Genomic DNA, 21,837 nt, shown 5'->3' with positions numbered 1-21,837 from the left:
ATCCAACTCAAGCCGCCCAGGCTGGGAACGGATCGGGCAAAGTGCGCCACAGTTCGGGCCGGAAGTCTTCTGCGTCGACCAGGCAGTCGTCCAGTTCGGCACGTATTTTCGCCTCATCCATCGGATCGCAGCCAATGAAGACCAACTCCTGGCGGCGATCGCCCCAGACAGGGTCGAGATAGGGGATCATGCTTTGGCGCCACTCTGCATGGGAGGGCCATCGGCCTTGCGGGACCGCGGCCCACCACAGGCCACGTTTCTCGGTCCGCACCAGCGCGCCCGCCTGGCTCATTTCGCCGACATGGCGCGGCCGTGTCGCCAGCCAGAAGAAGCCCTTGGCACGCACCACGCCCGGCCATGCGCGATCGATGAAGGCCTGGAACCTCGCCGGTTGGAACGGTTTCCGCGTCCGGTAGACAAAAGAGCGGATGCCATATTCCTGCGTCTCGGGAACATGGTCGCGAAAACCGTTGAGTTCCTTGAACCAAAGTGGGTTCTGTTGCGCCTTGTCGAAATCGAAGCGGCCGGTGGCGAGCACCTTGTCGAGCGGCACCTTGCCGAAATCAGCTTCGACGATCTCGGCATCGGGATTGAGCGCGCGCACGATCAACCGCGCCATATCTCGCTGATAAGGGCTCGCCATGCCGATCTTGTTCAGCACCACGACGTCGGCGAACTCGATCTGCTCGACCAGCAAGTCGACCAGCGCGCGGCCATCCTGCTCGCCGAGCGACTGGCCCCGTTGCTTGAGGAAATCGGACGAGGAGTAATCCTTGAGCAGGTTGAGCGCGTCGACCACCGTCACCATCGTGTCGAGGCGGGCCACGTCGGACAGGCTGTCGCCATGCTCGTCACGAAAATCGAAGGTCGCGGCGACGGGCAGGGGCTCGGAAATGCCGGTGGATTCAATCAGGAGATAGTCGAAACGGTCCTGCTCGGCCAGCGCGCGAACCTCCTTCAAGAGGTCGTCGCGCAGCGTGCAGCAAATGCAGCCATTCGACATCTCCACCAGCTTTTCGTCGGTCCGCGACAGATCGGCGCCGTCGCGCACCAGTTCTGCATCGATGTTGATCTCGCTCATGTCGTTGACGATGACGGCGACGCGGCGGCCTTCGCGGTTCGACAGGATGTGATTGAGCAGCGTGGTCTTGCCGGCGCCGAGAAAACCGGAAAGCACGGTGACGGGAAGGCGTCCGAGGTCAGGCGTTTGATTCATGGTTTGGTTCCCGAAGGTCAGGTTAATTCGTTATGTTATTTTATTACAAGCCGAAGCCTGAAAAAGGCGGAGACTGGCTCCGCCTTTTCAGAACAGCACTCCTCAGCTGCCGACGATCGCACCTTTGATCTGGCGGATGTTGCTGTGCATCATGTCGATATAGGTCGAGCCCGGGCCATCGGCCTGCGACAGCGCGTCCGAATAGAGCGTGCCGCCCACCTTGATGCCGGTCTCGCTGGCAATCTGTTCGATCAGGCGCGGGTTGGTGATGTTCTCGACGAAGATCGCCGTGGCTTTGTCCTGCTTGACCTGCTCGACCAGCTTGGCGACATCGGCGGCCGACGGTTCGGAGTCGGTCGAGATGCCCTGCGGAGCGAGGAAGGTCAGGCCGTATTCATGTTCGAAATAGCCGAAGGCGTCATGCGAGGTGATGACGACGCGCTTCGCTTGCGGGATCGACTGGATCGCTTCCTTCACCTCGCCCTCCAGCGCATCGAGCTTCTTGGTGTAGGCGGCGGCATTGGTCTGGTAGCTGACACAGCCATCGGAGTCGGCGGCGCAGAAGGCCTCGGCGATGTTCTTCACATAGATCTTGGCGTTGGCGATCGACTGGAAGGCGTGCGGATCGGTGACCGTCTTGCCGCCTCCGGTACCGGCACCCTCGGCCGCGTCCGCGTCGGCGAACTCAGGCTTGAAGTCGATCCGCGTCACGCCATTGGTCAAGGTGATGATCGAGGCCTTGGTGGCGCTGGCATCGACCAGCCGCTGCAGGAAACCTTCGAAATGCAGCCCGTTGACCAGCACGATATCGGCCTTGGCCATGGCGACCGCGTCGGCCGGGCTCGGCTCATAGACATGGGCGTCGCCATCCGGTCCGACGATCGTGGTGATGTTGACGCGGTCGCCGCCGACATTTTTGGCGAAATCGGCGATGACCGTGAAGCTGGCGACGACTTTCAACGGTGCAGCGAAAGCCGACGACGCGCCGAGGCCGCTTAATGTTATAACACTCATCGCCAGGGCGACACGGATCGATTTCAGCATAAGCGGGGTCTCCTTCTAGGGGCGGGGGATCAGGCTGTTCTGTGACGGTGATGAATGATGCGGGCGCGCAGAATGCCGCGCGTGCCGAACAGGATCGAGGCAAAATAGACGACGCCGGCCGAAAGGATGATCGCCGGGCCTGAGGGCAGCGACGCGTGATAGGACAAAAGCAGCCCGGCGATGCAGGAGGCGAAGCCGATCAGCACGGCGAGCACGCACATCGGCTCGACGCGTACCGTCCAGAATCGGGCGGCCGCCGCAGGCAGCATCATCAATCCGACGGACAGCAAGGTGCCGAGCGCCTGGAAGCCGCCCACGAGGTTGAGCACGACGAGGCCAAGGAAGATGAAATGCACCGGGCTGCCCATGCGGCTGACCGAACGCAGAAACAGCGGATCGAGGCATTCGGCGACCAGCGCTCGCCAGAAGACGGCGAGGCTGATCAGGGTTACCGCGACGATGCCCCCTATGAGGATCAGCGCTTCGTTGTTGAGCGCCAGCACCGTGCCGAACAGCACATGCATGAGGTCGACGCTGGAGCCGCGGATCGACACCATCAGCACGCCGATGGCGAGCGAGATCAGATAGAAGGCCGCCATCGAGGCGTCCTCGCGCTGGACGGTGAAGCGCGAGACGGCACCGGCGCCAAGCGCCACGATCACGCCGGCGATCAGGCCGCCAATGGTCATCGGCAGGATTTCCAGCCCATAGAGCAGGAAGCCGGCGGCGGCCCCCGGCAGGATCGCGTGCGCCATGGCATCGCCGGACAGGCTCATGCGTCTCAGCATCAGGAACACGCCGACCGGGCAGGCGCCGAGCGACAGCATCAGCGAACCGAACAACGCCCGCTGCATGAAGGCGAAATCGGCAAAGGGCGCGATGAAGAGGCCATAGAGAAAATCCATCAGGCAGCCCTCGGCCCGGCGCCGTGATGATGGTCGTGGTCGTGATCGTGACCGTGATGATCGTGCCCATCGGCATGATCATGGGCGTGCTCGCCCGGTTCACACCAGGGCGCGTTTTCCTCCCAGGCTTCGTGAAAACGGCGGGCGCGCAACAGGTTTTCCGGTTTCAGCGTTTCCCTGGTTTCGCCCCACGCGACCGGCTGGCGAGCCAGCAGGAGTGTTTCAGGGAAATTCTGGCGCACCAGTTCCAGATCGTGGACGACGACCATGATGGTGCGTTCCTCGCCGTGCCAGCACTTGATCAGCGCGATCAGGTCACCCACCGTCTTGGCATCGACGGCATTGAACGGTTCGTCGAGCAGGATGAGGTCGGCATCCTGCAACAGCACACGGGCAAACAGCGTGCGCTGCAGCTGGCCGCCCGACAGTGTGTCGATCGGCCGCTTTTCGAAGCCCCCGAGGCCGACCGCCATCAGTGCCTGGCTGACGGCATCACGATCTTCCCCGGTGTAGCGGCCAAGCATGCCGCGTTTCGGCCAGAGACCCAGCGAAACCAGATCGACGACCCGCGCCGGGAAGGAGCGGTCGAGTTCGGATTGCTGCGGCAGGTAAGCGGTCCGCACACCTGGCGCGCGAATGACCGCGCCAGCCATCGGCTTCAGCACGCCGACAATACCCTTCATCAGCGTCGACTTGCCGGAACCATTGGCGCCGACCACGGCTGTCAGCGAGCCCTTGCGGATCGTACCGTCGAGATGATGGATCGCCGGATGGCTGTTGTAGCCCAGGGTCAGGTCACGGAATGTCAGGCTGGTCTGGGTCATCTTGTTCCGTGGGAAGCCAATTCCGGCTAGGGTACGGCCGTTGGATATGTGATGTTATTACATTAGTCAACAAGCCAGTCGGGCGGAATTGCGGCCGACGACCCAACTTGCCGTGAACCCGGTCCCTCCTGGTCCAAGGAGATTTGGCGCCGGCGGCCTTGCCCGAAGCCCATGGCGACTCTAAACAGGCACGACCCTCAAAACGAAGGAACTTCCCATGAGCATTCGTCGCATCGATGTTGGCCCGCGCATGAGCCAGATCGTCATCCACGGCAACACCGTCTATCTGGCCGGCCAGGTCGGCGAGCCCGGCGGCAACGTCGCCTCGCAGACCCGCCACATCCTGGCGACCATCGACGAATTGCTGGCCAAGGCTGGTAGCGACAAGACCAAGATCGTCCAGGCAATCATCTGGCTGGCCGACATGGGCACCTTCGCCGAGATGAATTCGGAATGGGACAAGTGGGTGCCGCAGGGCCACACGCCCGCCCGCGCTACTGGCGAAGCCAAGCTCGCAGGCCCGGAGTATCTGGTCGAGATCATTATCACGGCGGCGATTTAAGCCGACGATGAAGTCGCCAATCTCCCCCCTTGTGGGGGAGATGCCTGGCAAGGCAGAGGGGGGGCGTTGTCCCGCCAGCCTTTCAGTCTTCTATATGAGTTCCCGGCAGGCACATTCGAAGTACGCGCTCTACGGCGCCCCCTCTGGCCTGCCGGCCATCTCCCCCACCAGGGGGGAGATCACCTCATCCCTGCGAAGGCGTAAACCTTGCCACCAGCGTGTGACTTTCCGCAGGATAGACAAATCGGACATGGGTGACCGGGTGCTCCGCGCTCCAGGTGCGGCGCTCGACCACAAGGCAAGGCGCGCCGGGATCGATGTCGAGCGCGTCGGCGATAGCCTCGTCGGCCGCCATGGCCCGTATCCGATGCTCCGCCTCGCTCCAAGGTACGCGGCCGATCAGCCAAGGTCCGGCGGCAATTTCCAGAAACTCCTCGTCCCCGGCTTCCAAAACCGCCGAAAGATTGATCAGGCGCTGCTCGAGCGCGAACGGCCGCTCGCCCGCGAAATGCAGGCCTTCGAGCCATACCACCGAGCCTGCGCCGGACGATCCGAGCAGCGCCCTGTCTTCAGCATTGCTGCGCCGCTTCAGGCGCTCCAGCCGCTCGTAGCGGTAGGGCAGGCCGAGCGCTTCGACTTCGATCCTGATGTCGTGGAGTTCCAGTACGGCCGCCTGCGACTGCGGCCGGCGGACAAAACTGCCCGAGCGGCGGCGGCGTTCGATCAAACCGGCTTTGGCGAGTTGCGACAGCGCCTTGTTCACCGTCATGCGCGAGCATCTATATTCGGCCGTCAGCTCATGTTCGAACGGGATACGGTGGCCGGGCGCCCAGGCGCCGGATAGAATCTTTTCGCGGATATCGGAAAGGATGCGCTGATGCAGCGAGATTGTCTCGCTGTCCTCCAACCCCATTGTTTCGGCCATGTTCATCTAGAATCAGCCCGCGGAAAGTGCCGTCATCACGTTGCGGAACCGCTCGCCAACCGCCTCACGCTTCAGATGCTTGCCGCCGCTCACCTGTTTCTGCCCATGCACCCAGACGCAGTCGACCTTGCTGCCATTGGCAAAGATCCAGGCGTCGAGAACCGCGTCACCGGTCTTGCCGGCCAGCGAGGGGTTGTCGGCGTCGAGCGAGACGAGGTCGGCGGCTGCGCCGATGGCGATCTGCGAGGCACCGGCACCGAGCGCGATGCCGCCGCCGTCAAGCGCGGCGTCGAACAAGGCGCGCCCGGTCGAGCCGCCGGCCACCGCAAGCACATTGCGGGCGCGATGGGCGAGGCGCTGCGAATATTCGAGCTGGCGCAGTTCGTCGGGCAGGCCGATCAGCACGTTGGAATCAGAGCCGACGCCGAAGCGGCCGCCATGCTTCCTGAACAGCGGTGCGGCGAAAGTGCCGTCGCCAAGATTGGCCTCGGTGATCGGGCAGAGGCCGGCGATGGCGCCGCTTTTGGCCATGCCGATGGTCTCGGCGTCGGTCATGTGGGTGGCATGGATCAGGCACCAGCGCTGGTCGACATCTGCAGCTCCAAGCAGAAATTCGACCGGGCGCGCACCGGCCCAGGCAAGGCAGTCCTCGACTTCCTTCACCTGTTCGGCGACGTGGATGTGGATCGGCCCATTCGGCGCCAGAGCGACGACCTTTGTCAGTTCCTCCGGCGTCGCGGCGCGCAGACTGTGCGGGGCGACGCCGACGACAGCGTGATTCAACACGCGAACCGATTCGCGGCTTTTTTCAACAAGCCGCGAGAACCGATTCACATCATTGATGAATCGCCTTTGGCCTTCATTCGGCGCGGCACCGCCGAAGGAGGAATGCGCATAAAACACCGGCAGCAGCGTCAGGCCGATGCCCGTTTCGCCGGCCGCGGCAGCTATCCGTTCGGCCATCTCGGCAAGATTGGCATAGGGTTGTCCATCGCGGTCGTGATGCAGATAGTGAAACTCGCCGACGCGCGAAAATCCGGCCTCCAGCATCTCGACATAGAGCTGCGCGGCAACCGCCTCGACCTGATCGGGCGTCATCGACAGCGCGAAGCGGTACATCACCTCGCGCCAACTCCAGAAACTGTCGGCGGAGGGGCCGCGAAGCTCGGCAAGCCCGGCCATGCCGCGCTGGAAGGCGTGGCTGTGCAGATTGGGCATGCCGGGCAGCACAATGGAATGACGCTCGTCGTCGGCATGCGCGGCCACGCCGGCATCGATTGACGAGATCAGGTTTGCGTCGATTGCGATCCGTACATTGCTCTGCCAGCCTCCCGGCAGGAGCGCCTGTTCCGCGAAGATTGTCGTCACGCTCGTCTCCGAATCCGGTTCGCCGATAACAATAGCACTTGCAGTGCGAGTTAATATGTATATACATAATCGCCATCCTTTCAAATGGAAAAGATGATGGCTGGAGAGAGCAGGGCAGGAGGACTTCGTCTTTGGCGCAATGCGCGCCTGGCGACCATGGCCGAGAGTGCGGCGGGGCTCGGCATCGTCGAGAAGGGCGCGGTCGCGGCGCGAGATGGGCTGATCGTCTATGCGGGCGCCGAGACCGAAATGCCGGCGGCGTTCGCGGAGGGGGAAACCGTCGACTGCGAGGACCGCTGGATCACGCCCGGCCTGATCGACTGCCACACCCATCTGGTCCATGCCGGCAACCGCGCCAACGAGTTCGAGATGCGGCTGGCCGGCGCCACCTATGAAGAGGTCGCCAGGGCCGGCGGTGGCATCGTCTCATCGGTCAAATCCTTGCGGGCCGCCAGCGAGAGCGAACTGGTCGCCCAATCGCTGCCACGCCTCGACGCGTTGATCGCCGAGGGCGTAACCACCGTTGAAGTGAAGTCGGGCTACGGCCTTGACCTTGAAAACGAGCAGAAATCGCTGCGCGCCGCCCGCCAACTGGGCGATCGGCGGCCGGCAACGATCCGAACGACTTTCCTCGGCGCCCATGCGCTGCCGCCGGAAGCCAAAGGCGACAAGGACGCCTTTATCGATCTTGTCGCCAGGGAGATTCTTCCTGCCGTCGCCGCTGAAGGGCTGGCCGACGCCGTCGATGGCTTTTGCGAGGGCATAGCGTTTTCGCCGGAACAGATGGCGCGCGTCTTCGACGCCGCCAAGGCCGCGGGCCTGCCGGTCAAGCTCCATGCCGACCAGCTGTCCAACCTGCACGGCGCCGAACTGGCCGCCCGCTATGGCGCGCTGTCGGCGGATCATCTCGAATACACCGATGAAGCAGGCGCCATGGCCATGGCCAAGGCCGGGACCGCGGCGACGATCCTGCCCGGCGCTTACTACTTCATTCGCGAGACAAAGAGGCCGCCGATCGACGTGTTCCGCCGGCATGGCGTCAAAATGGCGGTCGCCACCGACAACAATCCCGGCACTTCGCCACTGACCTCGCTGTTGCTGACCATGAACATGGCGGCGACATTGTTCGGCATGACAGTCGATGAATGTCTTGCCGGCGTTACCCGCGAGGCCGCCCGCGCGCTGGGGCTGTTGAAGCAGACCGGCACGCTGGAAGCGGGAAAATCCGCCGACCTGGCGATCTGGGACATCGAGCGTCCCGCCGAACTCGTTTATCGCATGGGCTTCAATCCGCTGCATGCCCGTATCTGGAGAGGACAATGAACGAACTGACCTTGAAGCCCGGCAATGCGACGCTGGCCGACTGGCGCGCCATTTACCGTGGTGCCGTGCCGAGACTTGACGATGCTTGCCGTCCAAAAATCAAGGCGAGCGCAGAAGCGGTCGCCAGGATCGTTGCCAAGGGTGAACCTGTCTACGGCATTAACACCGGCTTCGGCAAACTGGCTAGTGTACGCATCCCTGCCGGGGATCTCGAAACCTTGCAGCGCAACATCGTGCTGTCGCACGCCGCCGGCGTCGGCGAGCCGATGCCGGTAGCCGTTGCCCGCCTGATGATGGCGCTGAAGCTTGCCAGCCTGGCGCAGGGCGCCTCCGGCGTGCGGCCCGAGACCATTCAGCTGCTCGAAGCGATGCTCGCCAACGACGTCATCCCGGTTGTGCCGGCGCAAGGCTCGGTCGGCGCGTCGGGCGATCTGGCCCCGCTGTCGCACATGACGGCGGTGATGATTGGCGTCGGCGAATGCTTTACCCCGCATGGCCGCTTCCCGGCCAAGGTCGCCTTCGTCTCGCATGGGTTGGAGCCGGTCACATTGGGCGCCAAGGAGGGGCTGGCGCTGCTCAACGGCACGCAGTTTTCGACGGCCTATGCGCTGGCCGGCCTGTTCGAGGCCGAAGTGCTCTACCAGTCGGCGCTGGTTGCGGGGGCGCTGTCGACCGACGCGGCCAAAGGTTCCGACGCGCCTTTCGATCCGCGCATTCATCTGTTGAGAAAGCACCGTGGCCAGATCGAGACGGCGGAGGCGCTGCGCAATCTGATGGCCGGCAGCGCCATCCGTGAATCGCACCGCGTCGGCGACGAGCGCGTGCAGGACCCATACTGCCTGCGCTGCCAGCCGCAGGTGATGGGCGCCGCGCTCGATGTGCTGCGCAAAGCCGCCGATACATTGGAAACCGAGGCCAATGGCGTCACCGACAATCCGCTGATCTTCGCCGAGGACGACACCGCGCTTTCCGGCGGCAACTTCCACGCCGAGCCGGTGGCTTTTGCCGCCGACATGATCGCGCTGGCCGTCTGCGAGATCGGCTCGCTTTCGGAACGCCGCATCGCCATGCTGGTCGACCCGGCGCTGTCGGGCATGCCGGCCTTCCTGACGCCGAAGCCCGGCCTGAATTCCGGTTTCATGATCCCGCAGGTGACGGCGGCTGCTCTCGTTTCGGAAAACAAGCAGAAAGCCTATCCGGCCAGCGTCGATTCGATCCCGACCTCGGCCAATCAGGAGGACCACGTTTCGATGGCCGCGCATGGCGCGCGCCGGCTGATCGGCATGGTCGAGAACGCCACGGCGGTGATCGGCATCGAACTGCTGGCTGCCGCGCAAGGCTGTGATTTCCACCAGCCGCTGGCGTCGAGCAATGCGCTGGAGGCCGTACGCAAGCTGGTCCGGGCCGAAGTGCCGCATCTCGACAATGACCGGCATTTCCATCCCGACATGGAAAAGGCCATCGCCATGGTGCGCAGCGGCGCGACCGCCAAGGCCGCTGGCGCGGTGGCGCTGCCGTCGATCGCGGGAGCGGCGTGATGGCTGCCACCCCCTGGCTCACCGTCAGGCAAGGCACGGCGCCGCTGCTGGTGTCGATCCCGCATACTGGCACCGACCTTGCCGATATAGAGAGCCGGCTTGTCTCGACCTGGCTCGGTCGACGCGACTGCGACTGGTGGATCGACAAGCTCTATGATTTCGCGGCCGACCTTGGCGCCACCATCGTGCACACCGCCATCTCGCGCACTGTCATTGACGTCAACCGCGATCCTTCCGGCGCCTCGCTCTATCCAGGCCAGGCGACCACCACGCTTTGCCCGACCGACACGTTCGACGGCGATCCGCTCTATCGCATGGGCGAGGAGCCGACCCCGTCCGAGATCGACCAGCGCCGCGAGACCTATTTCAAGCCCTACCATGCCGCCCTTAAGGCGGAGATCGACCGGCTGCGCGGTATGCATGAAAACATCGTGCTCTACGATTGCCATTCGATCCGCTCGGTGCTGCCGCGCCTGTTCGAAGGCACGCTGCCGGTATTCAACCTTGGCACCAATGACGGCAAGAGCACGGGTCCGGTGCTGCAGCAAAAGGTAGCCGGCGTCCTCGCGGCGACTGGCGAGACCTGGGTGGTCAATGGCCGCTTCAAGGGCGGCTCGATCACGCGCACCTTTGGCCAGCCGCAAAACGGCGTTCACGCGCTACAGATGGAACTCGCCAACCGCGGCTACATGCGCGAGCCGGCGGAGAAGGGTTCGGCGGAGAATTGGCCGGTTCCCTACGATCCGACTTATGCCGCTCCAATCCGCGCCACGCTGAAGCAGATTCTCGAAACCGCCATTGACTGGGCCGGTCGCTGACGCGCCGCCATCCGAAAGGGACAATGATGACCAATCCTCGCCACAACATTCGCGAAGTCCGCGCGCCACGCGGTGACAAGCTCAATGCCCGGTATTGGACGACCGAGGCGCCGCTGCGCATGCTTATGAACAACCTCGATCCCGAAGTTGCCGAAAACCCCAACGAACTGGTCGTCTATGGCGGCATCGGGCGGGCGGCGCGCACCTGGAACGATTTCGACCGCATCGTCGCTTCGCTGAAGACGCTCGGCGAGGACGAGACGCTGCTGGTGCAGTCGGGCAAGCCGGTCGGTGTGTTCCGCACCCATCCGGATGCGCCGCGCGTGCTGATCGCCAACTCCAACCTGGTGCCGCACTGGGCAACCTGGGAGAAATTCAACGAGCTCGATAAGAAGGGCCTGATGATGTACGGCCAGATGACGGCCGGCTCCTGGATATACATCGGCACGCAGGGCATCGTGCAGGGCACCTACGAGACCTTCGTCGAGGCCGGCCGCCAGCATTATGGCGGCAACCTCAAGGGCAAATGGATCCTGACCGGCGGTCTCGGCGGCATGGGCGGCGCCCAGCCGCTCGCGGCCGTCATGGCCGGCGCCTGCTGCCTGGCGATCGAATGCAATCCCGATTCGATCGATTTCCGCTTGCGCACCCGCTATGTCGACGAGAAGGCCGAGACGCTCGACGAGGCGATGGAAATGATCGAACGCTGGACCAAGGCCGGCGAGGCGAAGTCCGTCGGCCTGCTCGGCAATGCCGCCGAGATCGTGCCCGAGATGTTCCGGCGTGGCATCCGCCCCGATATGGTCACCGACCAGACTTCGGCTCACGACCCCATCAATGGCTATCTGCCGAAGGGCTGGACCATGGCCGAGTGGCGCGAGAAGCGTGTCAGCGATCCGAAGGCGGTGGAGAAGGCGGCGCGCGCTTCGATGCGGGAACATGTCGAGGCGATGGTGGCGTTCTGGAATGCAGGCGTGCCGACGCTCGACTACGGCAACAACATACGCCAGGTGGCCCTGGAAGAAGGTTTTGAGAACGCCTTCGCCTTCCCCGGCTTTGTGCCGGCCTATATTCGCCCGCTGTTCTGTCGCGGCATCGGTCCATTCCGCTGGGCAGCCCTTTCCGGCGATCCGGAGGATATCTACAAGACCGACGCCAAGGTGCGCGAGCTGACCCCCGGCAATACCCATCTGCACAACTGGCTGGACATGGCGCGCGAGCGCATCGCCTTTCAAGGGTTGCCGGCGCGCATCTGCTGGGTTGGCCTCGGCGACCGCCACCGACTCGGTTTAGCCTTCAACGAGATGGTGGCCAAGGGCGAGCTCAAGGCCCCGGTCGTCATCGGCCGCGACCACCTCGATTCCGGCTCGGTCGCCTCGCCGAACCGTGAGACCGAGGCGATGAAAGACGGTTCCGACGCCATCTCCGACTGGCCGCTGCTCAACGCGCTGCTCAACACGGCGTCCGGCGCCACTTGGGTGTCGCTGCATCATGGCGGCGGCGTCGGCATGGGCTTCTCGCAGCATGCCGGAATGGTCATCGTCGCCGATGGCACGTCCGAGGCGGCAAAGCGGTTGGAGCGCGTGCTGTGGAACGACCCGGCGACCGGTGTCATGCGCCATGCCGATGCCGGGTACGAGATCGCCATCGAATGCGCCAAGGAGCACCAGCTCAACCTGCCCGGCATTCTCGGATAACAGGCTGACGTCATGCGCGTCCTGCGGGCAGCCGAATACAAGTCGATGCCGTGGAAGAACGGCGGCGGGGTGACGACGGAAATCGCCGTCTCTCCCACTGGCGCCGGGCTCGACGAGTTCGACTGGCGCGTGTCGATGGCCCGCGTCGAAAGCAGCGGGCCCTTCTCCAGTTTTGCCGGCATCGACCGCACGCTGTCGGTGCTGGAAGGCGAGGGGATCGTGCTTGATATCACCGGCCAGCCGGCGACACGGCTGGCGCCGGCTTCCGCGCCTTTTTCCTTCCCAGCCGACCTGCCCACGCGTGCCGCCTTGATCGCCGGCCCGATCACAGACCTCAACGTCATGACTCGCCGCGGCCGCATGCTGCATTCGGTCGAACGCCTGGCGATTTCGCGGCCTGTGGAAATCGTGACCCGGGCCGGTTCGACCCTCATCCTTTGTCACGATGGCGAAGCCGTTTTCCCCGACGCCGGGCCAATTCGCCTCGGGCCTCTCGACACGCTGCTGCTCGGCCCGGACGCTTCGGTCCTGCGGGCCGAGCCCGCCCGGAATGCGACGCTGTTCGTGGTCCGGATAACCGCTGCGCCCTGATGCCTTCGCGCTAACGGTTACCGCCTGTTTCCAAACATGATCGCGATGTCGGCGAAATATAGCGTAAGCTGTCGCCGGCATCACGAAAAAGCCTGAATCCTCGCCGCCGATCAGTGCCGACGGGAGCGAGGAGCGCTCGTCTTTGAATCTTGTCGAGAGATGACGCTCTGTCGTGGTGCGGAAACAAACTTTCGGCAAGTGGGATTATGCAACCAATTGCATTTGAATCGGTTTTAGGGCCATTGCCGTGGCGGTGACGCCGCTGAGTGCTCCGCTTACGGATTTTCAATGAATATTCAGACGAACCCAGCCCAGATCGAGAAGACAAGCGCGAGCTTCCCGGCCATTACGGAAGAGCCGATAAGATCGACATTCCTGCCGGAGGAACGCCTCCGGCTGCTTGGCGAAAGCCTGGCAAAGGGGGACCTCGCCGACCTGTTCGGCCTCATGCCATTCGATTTCCAGGCCCGCATCCGCGACAGCGCCAAGAAGATCCTCGAAGTCTATCGCTCGACCAATGCGGCGCAGGCCAAGGGCGAGACGATCACTCCGGCCGCCCAATGGCTGCTCGACAACAACTATCTGGTCGAGGAGACCATTTTCCAGGTCAAGCGCGACCTGCCGCGCCGCTTCTATCGTCAGCTGCCGACGCTGAAGCTGCCCGATGGCGGCACCGTGCCGCGCGCGTTGGCGCTGGCCTGGACCTATGTGGCGCATTCGGACAGTTCCGTCTCGGCGACGATGTTCAAGGCGATCGTCCAGGGTTTTCAGTCGGTCGAGCCGCTGAAGATCGGTGAACTCTGGGCGCTGCCGTCGCTCCTGCGCTTCGTGCTGATCGAAAATCTCCGCCGGCTGGCCGTCAGGGTCAATCGCACCCGCCAGATGCGCCAGATCGCTAACGAGGTGGCCGACAAGGTGCTGGCGACCGACGACAGCGCTGACCGGCAGTCGATCCTGGCCAATTTCAGCATGCACGCCCAGGACACCACCTTTGCCACCCAGCTTCTCTACCGCTTGCGCGATGGATCGCAGAACGCCGGCAAGGCCCTGGAATGGCTGGAAGGCGAGCTTGAGAAGACCGGCTCCGATGCCGAGGAGATCATCATCTCCGAGCATCACACGCTGTCCAGCGGCAATGTGACGACCGGCAACATCATCCGCGGCTTGCGCCTCATCAACGACGTCGACTGGACGGTGTGGTTCGAAGGCGTCAGCCGCATCGATACCGTGCTGCGCGAGCGCACCGATTTCGCCGCGCTCGACTTCTTCTCGCGCGACCAATACCGGACCGCGATCGAGGAATTGGCGCGCCGCTCGAGCCTGTCGGAATACCGCGTCGCCGAAAAGGCGATCGAACTGGCCGGTCATGCCGTCGGTGAGACCACGTTGGTCGGTAGCGAAGGCAGTGATGCCCCTGTCGCATCCGCCCATACCGATGTCGGGTTTTATCTCGTTGGCCCGCGCCGGCTGGAGCTTGAAAGGGCGATCGGCTATCGGCCGACCGTCAGCCAGACGGTCAAGCGGACCTTCGCCAAGACCGGATGGCTTGGCATCGTCCTGCCGGTCTTCGCGCTGACCGTGCTGCTGCTCGTGCTTTCGGGCAATGCGCTGGCCAATCTCGGCCTGTCGGTGCCGTCGATCGTGCTGATGCTGGCGCTGTTCGCCGTGCCGGCGAGCGAGGGCGCACTCGCTTTCTTCAACACCGTGGTCTCATTGTTCCTCAAGCCGACACGCCTGATCGGCTATGACTACAGGCACGGCGTGCCGCCCGAAGCGCGCACGCTGGTGGTTGTGCCGTCGCTGATCGGCTCGCGCGACGATGTCGAGGAAAACATCCGCAACATCGAAGTGCATTACCTTGCCAATCTGGCGGACGAGATCCATTTCGCGCTTCTGTCGGACTGGCCCGACAGCAAGATCGAGATCGATGCGGCGGACACCGAAATCCTCGAATACGCCCGCGCCGAGATCGCCCGTCTCAACGCCCGCTATCCCTCGGAAGGCGCGCCGCGCTTCTACATCCTGCATCGCCGCCGGCTCTTCAATGCGGCTCAAGGGTCCTGGATGGGCTGGGAGCGCAAGCGTGGCAAGCTGCACGAGCTCGACCTGCTGCTGCGCGGCGACAGTGACACCACATTCCTGCCGCTCGATGTGCCGCTGCCGGAAAAAGTCGTCCATGTGATGACGCTGGATGCCGATACGCGCACCACCCGTGATGCCGTATCGAGCCTTGTCGGCAAGCTTTGCCATCCGCTCAACCGCCCGCATTTCGACGCAACCAAGCGCGTCGTCACCGCTGGCTATACGATCCTGCAGCCACGCATCACCGCCTCGCTCACCAGTGGCGACGAGGCTTCGTTCTTCCAGCGCGTCTTCTCGGCCAATCGCGGCCTCGACCCGTATGTCTTCGCCGTCTCGGACCTCTATCAGGATGTGTTCGGCGACGGGTCCTTCACCGGCAAGGGCCTCTACCATGTCGATGCCTTCGAGGCGGCCCTGCAGGGCCGCATCGAGGAAAACACCGTCCTCAGCCATGATCTGCTCGAAGGCGCGCTGGCGCGTGCCGCGCTGGTCACCGACGTCGAACTGGTCGAGGACTACCCGACCCGCTACTCGGTCGACGCCTCTCGCCACCATCGCTGGGCACGCGGCGACTGGCAGCTGCTGGGCTTCATCCTCGATCCGCGTTCGGGCGTTCCGGCCCTGTCGCGCTGGAAGATGGTCGACAATCTGCGCCGTTCGCTGACACCGATCTTCTGGGTGATGGCGGCGATCGCCGGCTGGACGCTGCTGCCTTTCACACAGGCCGCGCAATGGCAGGCTTTGCTGATCCTCAGCCTGTTCATGGCGCCGACCTTCGACGTGGTCAACGCCATCCTGCCCAAGAGCGGCGACCAGACGCCGCGCGGCCATTTCTCCGCGCTCGCACGCGACGTCGCCTTCGGCACCGCCATGGTGGCGCTGAAAATCGTGCTGATGGCGCACAATGCCTGGATGATGGGCGACGCCATCGTGCGCACGGTCTACCGGCTGTTCGTCAGCCGCCAGAACCTCCTGGAATGGCGCACCGCCTCGCAGGCACACAAGGCCGGCGACAACGACGTCGGCTCTTATTATGGCATGATGTATGGCGCCGTGATCGTCGGCTTCGTCGGTCTCGCCATTCCGGTGCTGGCCGATTCCACCGGTGCCTTCGTCGCCTTCTTCTTCGCCCTATTCTGGATCGGCTCGCCGGCGATCGCCAGCTGGATCAGCCGCTCGGCCGAAACCGAGGATCGCCTGCGCATATCGCAGGCCGATATCCATGCGCTACGCACGGTGGCGCGGCGCACCTGGCACTATTTCGAGACCTTCGTCACGGCAGAGCATCACAATCTGCCGCCGGACAATTTCCAGGAAAGCCCGGCACCGGTCGTGGCGCCGCGCACCTCGCCGACCAATATCGGCGTCTATCTTCTGTCGATCGTCTCGGCGCGCGATTTCGGCTGGATCAGCCTGTCCGATGCCATCACCCGCATCGATGCGACGATGACGACCATAGAGAGCATGCCGCGCAACCGCGGCCATCTCTTCAACTGGTACGACACCACGACGCTGAAGCCGCTCTACCCGCTCTATATTTCGGCCGTCGACAGCGGCAATCTCGCCGGCCATCTCGTGGCGGTGGCGGCTGCCTGTGCCGAGTGGGCGGAAGCGCCTTCCGTCCATCTCCAGGGCGATTTCGAAGGCATTCTCGACACGGTGACCATTCTCAGCGAAAGCCTGGACGAGTTGCCCGACGATCGCCGCCAGCTGCGGCCTCTGCGCCAGCGTCTTGTTGACCGCCTGGATGGCATGCGGCGCGCCGTCGACACGATCAAGGCGCAACCGGAAATGGCCTCGATCCGCACCATCAACCTGGCGGTTCTGGCGGGCGAGATCCGCAAGCTGGCCACCGCCATCCACACCGAGGCGGCGTCGGCCCAGAGCGACGTCATCGTCGATTGGGCGGCGAGGCTGGAAGCCACGTGCGAGGCCCATGTCCACGACGCCCACAGCGACGACAACGCCGTCGAAGCGCTGCGCGCCAAGCTCTTGACCCTGCGCGAGCGCACGCGCCGCTTCGCCTTCGAGATGGAGTTCGCCTTCCTGATGCGGCCGGAGCGCAAGCTGCTGTCGATCGGTTATCGGGTCGAGGAACACCAGCTCGACGAAAGCTGCTACGACCTTCTTGCCTCCGAGGCGCGGCTGACCAGCCTGTTCGCCATCGCCAAGGGCGACCTGCCGACCGAGCACTGGTTCCGGCTCGGCCGCCCGATCGTCGAGATCGGCTTCCAGGGTGCGCTGATGTCCTGGTCAGGCTCGATGTTCGAGTATCTGATGCCGCCGCTGGTGATGAAGGAGCCGCAAGGCAGTATCCTGAACCAGACCAGCAAGCTGATCATCAAGCGCCAGATCCAGTATGGCCGCCAGAAGAACGTGCCGTGGGGCATTTCGGAGGCGGCTTACAACGCCCGCGACCGGGAACTGACCTACCAGTACACCAATTTCGGCGTGCCCGGCCTCGGCCTGAAGCGCGGCCTTGGCCAGAACACGGTGATCGCGCCTTACGCCACCATCCTGGCGGCGCAGTTTAACCCGCGTGAAGCCGTGCAGAATCTCGCGCGTCTGCGCGAGATCGGGGCGCTTGGCCGCCATGGCTACTATGATGCCGTCGACTTCACGCCGCAGCGCGTGCCGGAAGGCACCAACCACGCCGTGGTGCAGAATTACATGGCCCACCATTCCGGCATGTCGATCGCCGCCGTCGCCGACGCCATCTTCGAAGGCCGCCTGCGCGATCGCTTCCACAGCGATCCGGTGATTGAATCGGCTGAACTGCTGCTGCAGGAGAGGGCGCCGCGCGATATCCCGACGGCAACCGTGCGCACCGAGGCGGACGAGCGCGCCAAGGACGAGACCGAAACCGAGAGCCCCGACACCCGTATCGTGCTCGATCCCTTGCGGGCATTGCGTTCCACCAATGTGATGTCGAACGGCCGCTATTCGGTGATGGTCACCGCGACCGGCTCCGGCTACAGCCACTGGGGCGATCTTTCCGTCACCCGCTGGCAACCCGACCCTGTCGAGGATCGGCTTGGCTCCTACATCTTCTTGCGTGATGCAGCCACAGGCGATTGGTGGTCGGCGACGTCGGAGCCCAAGCGTGCGACCGAGGAAAGGACGCAGACCCTGTTTTCCGACGACAAGGCGAGCTTCGTCAAAACGGTCGGCACGCTACGCTCCGAGGTTGAATGCATCGTCATCTCCGAAGGCAATGGCGAAGGCCGGCGCGTCACACTTTTCAACGAGGGCCCCGCAGACCGTCATATCGAGGTGACCTCCTTTGCCGAGCTGGTGCTGGGTTCGGAGGCCTCCGACAACGCACATCCGGCCTTCTCGAAGATGTTCGTGGAGACGGAAATCGCCGCCAACAATGGGGCGATCTTCGCCACGCGCCGCAAGCGTGAAACCAGTGAGCCCGATGTCATCCTGGTGCATTTCGTCACCGATCCGTCCGGGCCGGCGCGCGATGCCGAGGCCGAGACCGACAGGCGCGCCTTCATCGGTCGAGGCCGTACCATCGTCGACGCAGCCGCTTTCGATCCAGGCGCCAGGCTCGGCGGCCATTCCGGCTTCACGCTCGATCCCATCGCTTCGCTGCGCCGCCAGGTGCGCGTGCCCGCCAACAAGAAGATCTCGCTGACCTTCTGGACCGTGGTCGGAGCCAACCGCGCCGAACTGGTGGAAGCCATCAACCGGCTCGACCATCAGGAGAGCTTTGCACGCCAGGCCATGCTCGCCTGGACGCGCAGCCAGGTACAGACCCGCCATATGGGCCTCAGCCTGACCGACGCCGCCAACGTGCAGAAACTGGCGCGTTATCTGATCTATCCGGATTCATTCCTGCGCCTGCCCGCCGAATCCATCGCCTCCGGCCTCGGCAAGCAGTCAAGCCTGTGGCCGACCAGCATTTCGGGCGATTTCCCGATCTTCCTGGTCAGGATCGGCGATGTGGCCGACCTGGAGATCGTTGCCCAGGCGCTGCGCTTCCAGGAATATATGCGCACCCGTGGCATGATGATCGACTTCGTCGTCGTCAACGAGCAGGCCTCGTCTTACGTCCAGGATCTGCAGCGTGCGGTCGAGACGCTGTGCGAAAACAGCCGTTTGCGCGGCAAGGAGCTTGGGCCGAGACAGCACATTTTCGCGGTGCGCCGCGATCTGATGGAAGAAACCACCTACAAGACGCTGCTCGCCGTTGCCCGGGTGGTGCTGCATACGCGCAACGGCACCATCTTCGATCAGATCGAGCGGGCCGAGGCGGCTGCCCTGCAGGCGCGCGACGGACTGGTGCCCGCCGGATTGCCGGCTCCGCGCGAAATTCAGGCGACGGCTCCGATCGCGCATGCACATGCCTCGCAAGCCGTGGCGGTTGCCAGCGCCGATGGCTCCGGCCTCAGCCAGTGGAATGGTTTCGGCGGTTTCGACGGCGACGGACGGCACTATGTGGTGCGGCTGGCTGGCCGGCGCACCACGCCGCAGCCCTGGATCAATGTCGTCTCCAACGCTTCTTTCGGCTTCCACACTTCGGCCGAGGGGGCTGCCTTCACCTGGAGCCGCAACAGCCGCGACTACCAGTTGACGCCGTGGTCGAATGATCCGGTCTCCAATCGGCCGGGCGAGGGCATCTACATCTATGATCAGGCCAGCGGCCGGGCGTTCTCGCCGCTCGCCGCGGTGGTGCGCGATCCCTCGGTGACCTACGAAGCCTGGCACGGCCAGGGTTTCTCGACCTTCCGCGCCAAGCGTGGGACCTTGTCGATGGACCTGACCCATGTCGTCGATCCGGTCGATCCGGTGAAGATCACACGGCTGCGCATCCAGAATTCCGGCTCGGTGCCGGCGCGGCTGCGCGTCTATGCCTATGCCGAATGGGTGCTTGGCGGGCATCGGTCCCGCACCGCGGCAACCATCGTCCCGTCCCGCGACGGGGCGACCGGCGCGTTGCTGGCGCAAAACCCCTACGGGCTCGATTTCAGCGAGCGGGTGGCTTTCCTTGCCGCCGATGCCGGCGTCCACTCGGTGACGGCCGACCGCTCGGAGTTCCTCGGCCGGCATGGTTCCAGCGAGCTGCCGCAGGCGGTGCTGAGCGGTGCGGCGCTCTCGGGTCGCGTCGAAGCCGGAGACGACCCTTGCGCGGCGATTGCCCGCGACATCGAAATCCCCGCCGGCGGCGACGTCACGCTGCTCTGGCTGCTCGGCGATGCCGAGTCCCCGGCTCATGCGAGCGCCCTGGTGCAGAAGCACCGGGGCAAGGATTTCGATCAGCGCCTAGCCGACAATGAGCGCGAGTGGCGCGGCTTCCTCGACACCATCCAGGTCGAGACGCCGGATAAGGCGCTCGATGCCATGGTCAATCACTGGCTGCCCTATCAAAGCCTTGCCTGCCGCATCCGGGCCCGCTCGGCCTTCTATCAGGCAAGCGGTGCCTTTGGCTTCCGCGACCAGTTGCAGGACACGCTGGCGCTGCTGGCGCATGATCCGACGCTGGCACGCGACCAGATCCTCAACGCCGCACGGCGGCAGTTCCCGGAAGGCGACGTACAGCATTGGTGGTTGCCGCGCACGGGAGCCGGCGTGCGCACCATGATCTCCGACGACGTGGTCTGGCTGGCCCACGCCACGGCGCGCTATCTCTCGGTGACCGGCGACGCCGGCATCCTGAAGGAGCAATTGCCTTTCATCGACGGGCAGGCGCTGGGCGAGGGGGAGCACGACGCGTTCTTCACCCCGGAAATATCGAAGAGGACGGTGTCGCTTTACGACCATTGCGCGCGTGCGCTCGACTTGGCCATCAAGCGCAGCAGTCCCGCCGGTCTGCCGCTGATCCTTGGCGGCGACTGGAACGACGGCATGAACCGTGTCGGCGAGCACGGCAAGGGCGAGAGCGTGTGGCTCGGCTGGTTCCTGCTGAAGACGCTGGGTGACTTCGCCGCCGTCGCCAAGAGCGAAGGCGACACCAAGCGCGCCCAGGCCTGGGTCAAGCATGCCGAGGCCCTGAAGCGGGCTCTTGAAAGCACGGCGTGGGACGGCGAATGGTACCGGCGCGGCAGTTTCGATGACGGCACGCCGCTGGGTTCCCGCACGTCGCAGGAGTGCAAGATCGACTCCATCGCCCAGTCCTGGAGCGTGCTTTCGGGCGAGGGCGACCCGGCGCGATCGACAACGGCGATGCAGCAGGCGACAAACCTGCTCGTCGACGACCAGCTCAAGATCGTCAAACTGTTCACGCCGCCTTTTTCGAAGACGGACAAGGATCCCGGCTACATCAAGAGCTATCCGCCCGGCGTGCGTGAGAATGGCGGCCAGTACACTCACGCCGCCACCTGGTTCGTCATCGCACTCGCGGAGATGGGACTGACCGACGAAGCCTATCGCTGCTTCTCGATGCTGAACCCGGTCAACCATGCGTTCGACGAGGCTTCGGCCGAGCACTACCGCGTCGAACCTTATGTGGTCGCGGCCGATATCTATGCCGGAGACGGCAGTGCAGTCGGTAACAAGGGCGGGCGTGGCGGCTGGACGTGGTACACAGGCTCGGCGGGCTGGCTATACCGCGCCGCGGTCGAAGGCATCCTCGGCATCGAGCGGCGCGGAAAGCAGATCACGTTCCGGCCCAAACTGCCCAGCCATTGGGATGGCTATGAAGCCTCGCTCAACATGCTGGGCGCCGAGATCAAGGTTCATGTCGTTCGCGACAAAAAGACCAAGACGATCTCGCTTGAAGTCGATGGTTCAAAAACAAAGTCGGCGTCCTTCGAGCCCAAAGCTGGTGGTAAAATCGACGTCATCGTCAAGATACCGGCATAATATCAACAGTTTGGATCAAAAGATCGCGCGTCCTCCTGGGCGCGCGAAACCGCCTCCTGTTTACTTGCGCCCGATCTGTGACGGTGTCCGTCAAACACGCCCGGATCCGACTGCGCAGGCCTGTGGTGCTTAAA

Annotated in this window: 13 protein-coding genes; 7 read left to right on the top strand and 6 right to left on the bottom strand. The window is 64.1% G+C overall.

What is annotated here, in order from left to right:
* Nucleotides 1–7: 7 nt before the first annotated feature.
* The 4 genes from zigA to aztA form a co-directional block, all read right to left on the bottom strand.
* On the bottom strand, nucleotides 8–1,216 hold the full coding sequence (gene zigA, locus FJ930_RS07045) for a zinc metallochaperone GTPase ZigA (RefSeq protein ID WP_141836312.1): 1,209 nt from the start codon (nucleotides 1,214–1,216) through the stop codon (nucleotides 8–10).
* Between the two features lie 102 nt (nucleotides 1,217–1,318).
* Nucleotides 1,319–2,260 (bottom strand): zinc ABC transporter substrate-binding protein AztC, encoded by a 942-nt coding sequence (aztC, locus tag FJ930_RS07040; RefSeq protein WP_141836310.1) that lies wholly within the window; start codon nucleotides 2,258–2,260, stop codon nucleotides 1,319–1,321.
* 29 nt (nucleotides 2,261–2,289) lie between these two features.
* Nucleotides 2,290–3,165, bottom strand: a complete 876-nt coding sequence (gene aztB, locus FJ930_RS07035) for a zinc ABC transporter permease AztB (protein ID WP_141836308.1) — start codon at nucleotides 3,163–3,165, stop codon at nucleotides 2,290–2,292.
* Complete coding sequence (gene aztA / locus FJ930_RS07030) at nucleotides 3,165–3,989, bottom strand: zinc ABC transporter ATP-binding protein AztA (RefSeq protein WP_141836305.1); 825 nt, start codon at nucleotides 3,987–3,989, stop codon at nucleotides 3,165–3,167. The genes aztB and aztA overlap by 1 nt, the downstream gene beginning before the upstream one ends.
* 217 nt (nucleotides 3,990–4,206) lie before the next feature.
* On the opposite strand from aztA, the gene FJ930_RS07025 reads away from it, so the two are divergent.
* Nucleotides 4,207–4,551 carry a RidA family protein gene (locus tag FJ930_RS07025; protein WP_140738407.1) on the top strand — a complete coding sequence of 115 codons (345 nt, stop codon included), beginning with the start codon at nucleotides 4,207–4,209 and terminating at the stop codon, nucleotides 4,549–4,551.
* Between the two features lie 184 nt (nucleotides 4,552–4,735).
* On the opposite strand, the gene hutC is transcribed toward FJ930_RS07025, so the two are convergent.
* Nucleotides 4,736–5,482: a histidine utilization repressor gene (gene hutC, locus FJ930_RS07020; RefSeq protein WP_181763296.1), complete on the bottom strand. Its 747-nt coding sequence runs from the start codon at nucleotides 5,480–5,482 to the stop codon at nucleotides 4,736–4,738.
* A 6-nt stretch (nucleotides 5,483–5,488) separates the two neighbouring features.
* Nucleotides 5,489–6,844 (bottom strand): formimidoylglutamate deiminase, encoded by a 1,356-nt coding sequence (locus tag FJ930_RS07015; RefSeq protein ID WP_141836303.1) that lies wholly within the window; start codon nucleotides 6,842–6,844, stop codon nucleotides 5,489–5,491.
* Nucleotides 6,845–6,940: 96 nt separating this feature from the next.
* Here FJ930_RS07015 and hutI point away from each other — a divergent pair, with 96 nt between their 5' ends.
* The 6 genes from hutI to FJ930_RS06985 all read left to right on the top strand — a co-directional run bounded on the left by hutI (nucleotide 6,941) and on the right by FJ930_RS06985 (nucleotide 21,703).
* The gene (gene hutI / locus FJ930_RS07010; protein WP_141836301.1) at nucleotides 6,941–8,167 is read left to right on the top strand and encodes an imidazolonepropionase; all 1,227 of its coding nucleotides are present in this window, start codon (nucleotides 6,941–6,943) and stop codon (nucleotides 8,165–8,167) included.
* Nucleotides 8,164–9,705 (top strand): histidine ammonia-lyase, encoded by a 1,542-nt coding sequence (gene hutH, locus FJ930_RS07005; RefSeq protein ID WP_141836298.1) that lies wholly within the window; start codon nucleotides 8,164–8,166, stop codon nucleotides 9,703–9,705. Before hutI ends, hutH begins: the two co-directional genes overlap by 4 nt.
* Complete coding sequence (gene hutG, locus FJ930_RS07000; protein WP_141836295.1) at nucleotides 9,705–10,523, top strand: N-formylglutamate deformylase; 819 nt, start codon at nucleotides 9,705–9,707, stop codon at nucleotides 10,521–10,523. The genes hutH and hutG overlap by 1 nt, the downstream gene beginning before the upstream one ends.
* 23 nt (nucleotides 10,524–10,546) lie before the next feature.
* Entirely contained in the window at nucleotides 10,547–12,220 is a 1,674-nt protein-coding gene (gene hutU / locus FJ930_RS06995) for a urocanate hydratase (RefSeq protein ID WP_181763295.1), read from the top strand.
* A gap of 12 nt (nucleotides 12,221–12,232) precedes the next feature.
* Nucleotides 12,233–12,811 carry a HutD family protein gene (locus tag FJ930_RS06990; protein ID WP_141836292.1) on the top strand — a complete coding sequence of 193 codons (579 nt, stop codon included), beginning with the start codon at nucleotides 12,233–12,235 and terminating at the stop codon, nucleotides 12,809–12,811.
* Between the two features lie 288 nt (nucleotides 12,812–13,099).
* Entirely contained in the window at nucleotides 13,100–21,703 is an 8,604-nt protein-coding gene (locus FJ930_RS06985; protein WP_141836276.1) for a glucoamylase family protein, read from the top strand.
* Nucleotides 21,704–21,837: the final 134 nt, after the last annotated feature.

This window comes from Mesorhizobium sp. B2-4-15 (assembly GCF_006658505.1).
In the GTDB taxonomy this organism is placed as follows: Bacteria; Pseudomonadota; Alphaproteobacteria; order Rhizobiales; family Rhizobiaceae; genus Mesorhizobium.
This window is presented reverse-complemented; position numbering and strand designations above follow the sequence as displayed.

Bases quoted from the DNA above. Each gene is read 5' to 3' on its own strand.
- zigA (WP_141836312.1), bottom strand. From the start codon at position 1,216: ATGAATCAAACGCCTGACCTCGGACGCCTTCCCGTCACCGTGCTTTCC.
- aztC (WP_141836310.1), bottom strand. From the start codon at position 2,260: ATGCTGAAATCGATCCGTGTCGCCCTGGCGATGAGTGTTATAACATTA.
- aztB (WP_141836308.1), bottom strand. From the start codon at position 3,165: ATGGATTTTCTCTATGGCCTCTTCATCGCGCCCTTTGCCGATTTCGCC.
- aztA (WP_141836305.1), bottom strand. From the start codon at position 3,989: ATGACCCAGACCAGCCTGACATTCCGTGACCTGACCCTGGGCTACAAC.
- FJ930_RS07025 (WP_140738407.1), top strand. From the start codon at position 4,207: ATGAGCATTCGTCGCATCGATGTTGGCCCGCGCATGAGCCAGATCGTC.
- hutC (WP_181763296.1), bottom strand. From the start codon at position 5,482: ATGAACATGGCCGAAACAATGGGGTTGGAGGACAGCGAGACAATCTCG.
- hutI (WP_141836301.1), top strand. From the start codon at position 6,941: ATGGCTGGAGAGAGCAGGGCAGGAGGACTTCGTCTTTGGCGCAATGCG.
- hutH (WP_141836298.1), top strand. From the start codon at position 8,164: ATGAACGAACTGACCTTGAAGCCCGGCAATGCGACGCTGGCCGACTGG.
- hutG (WP_141836295.1), top strand. From the start codon at position 9,705: ATGGCTGCCACCCCCTGGCTCACCGTCAGGCAAGGCACGGCGCCGCTG.
- hutU (WP_181763295.1), top strand. From the start codon at position 10,547: ATGATGACCAATCCTCGCCACAACATTCGCGAAGTCCGCGCGCCACGC.
- FJ930_RS06990 (WP_141836292.1), top strand. From the start codon at position 12,233: ATGCGCGTCCTGCGGGCAGCCGAATACAAGTCGATGCCGTGGAAGAAC.
- FJ930_RS06985 (WP_141836276.1), top strand. From the start codon at position 13,100: ATGAATATTCAGACGAACCCAGCCCAGATCGAGAAGACAAGCGCGAGC.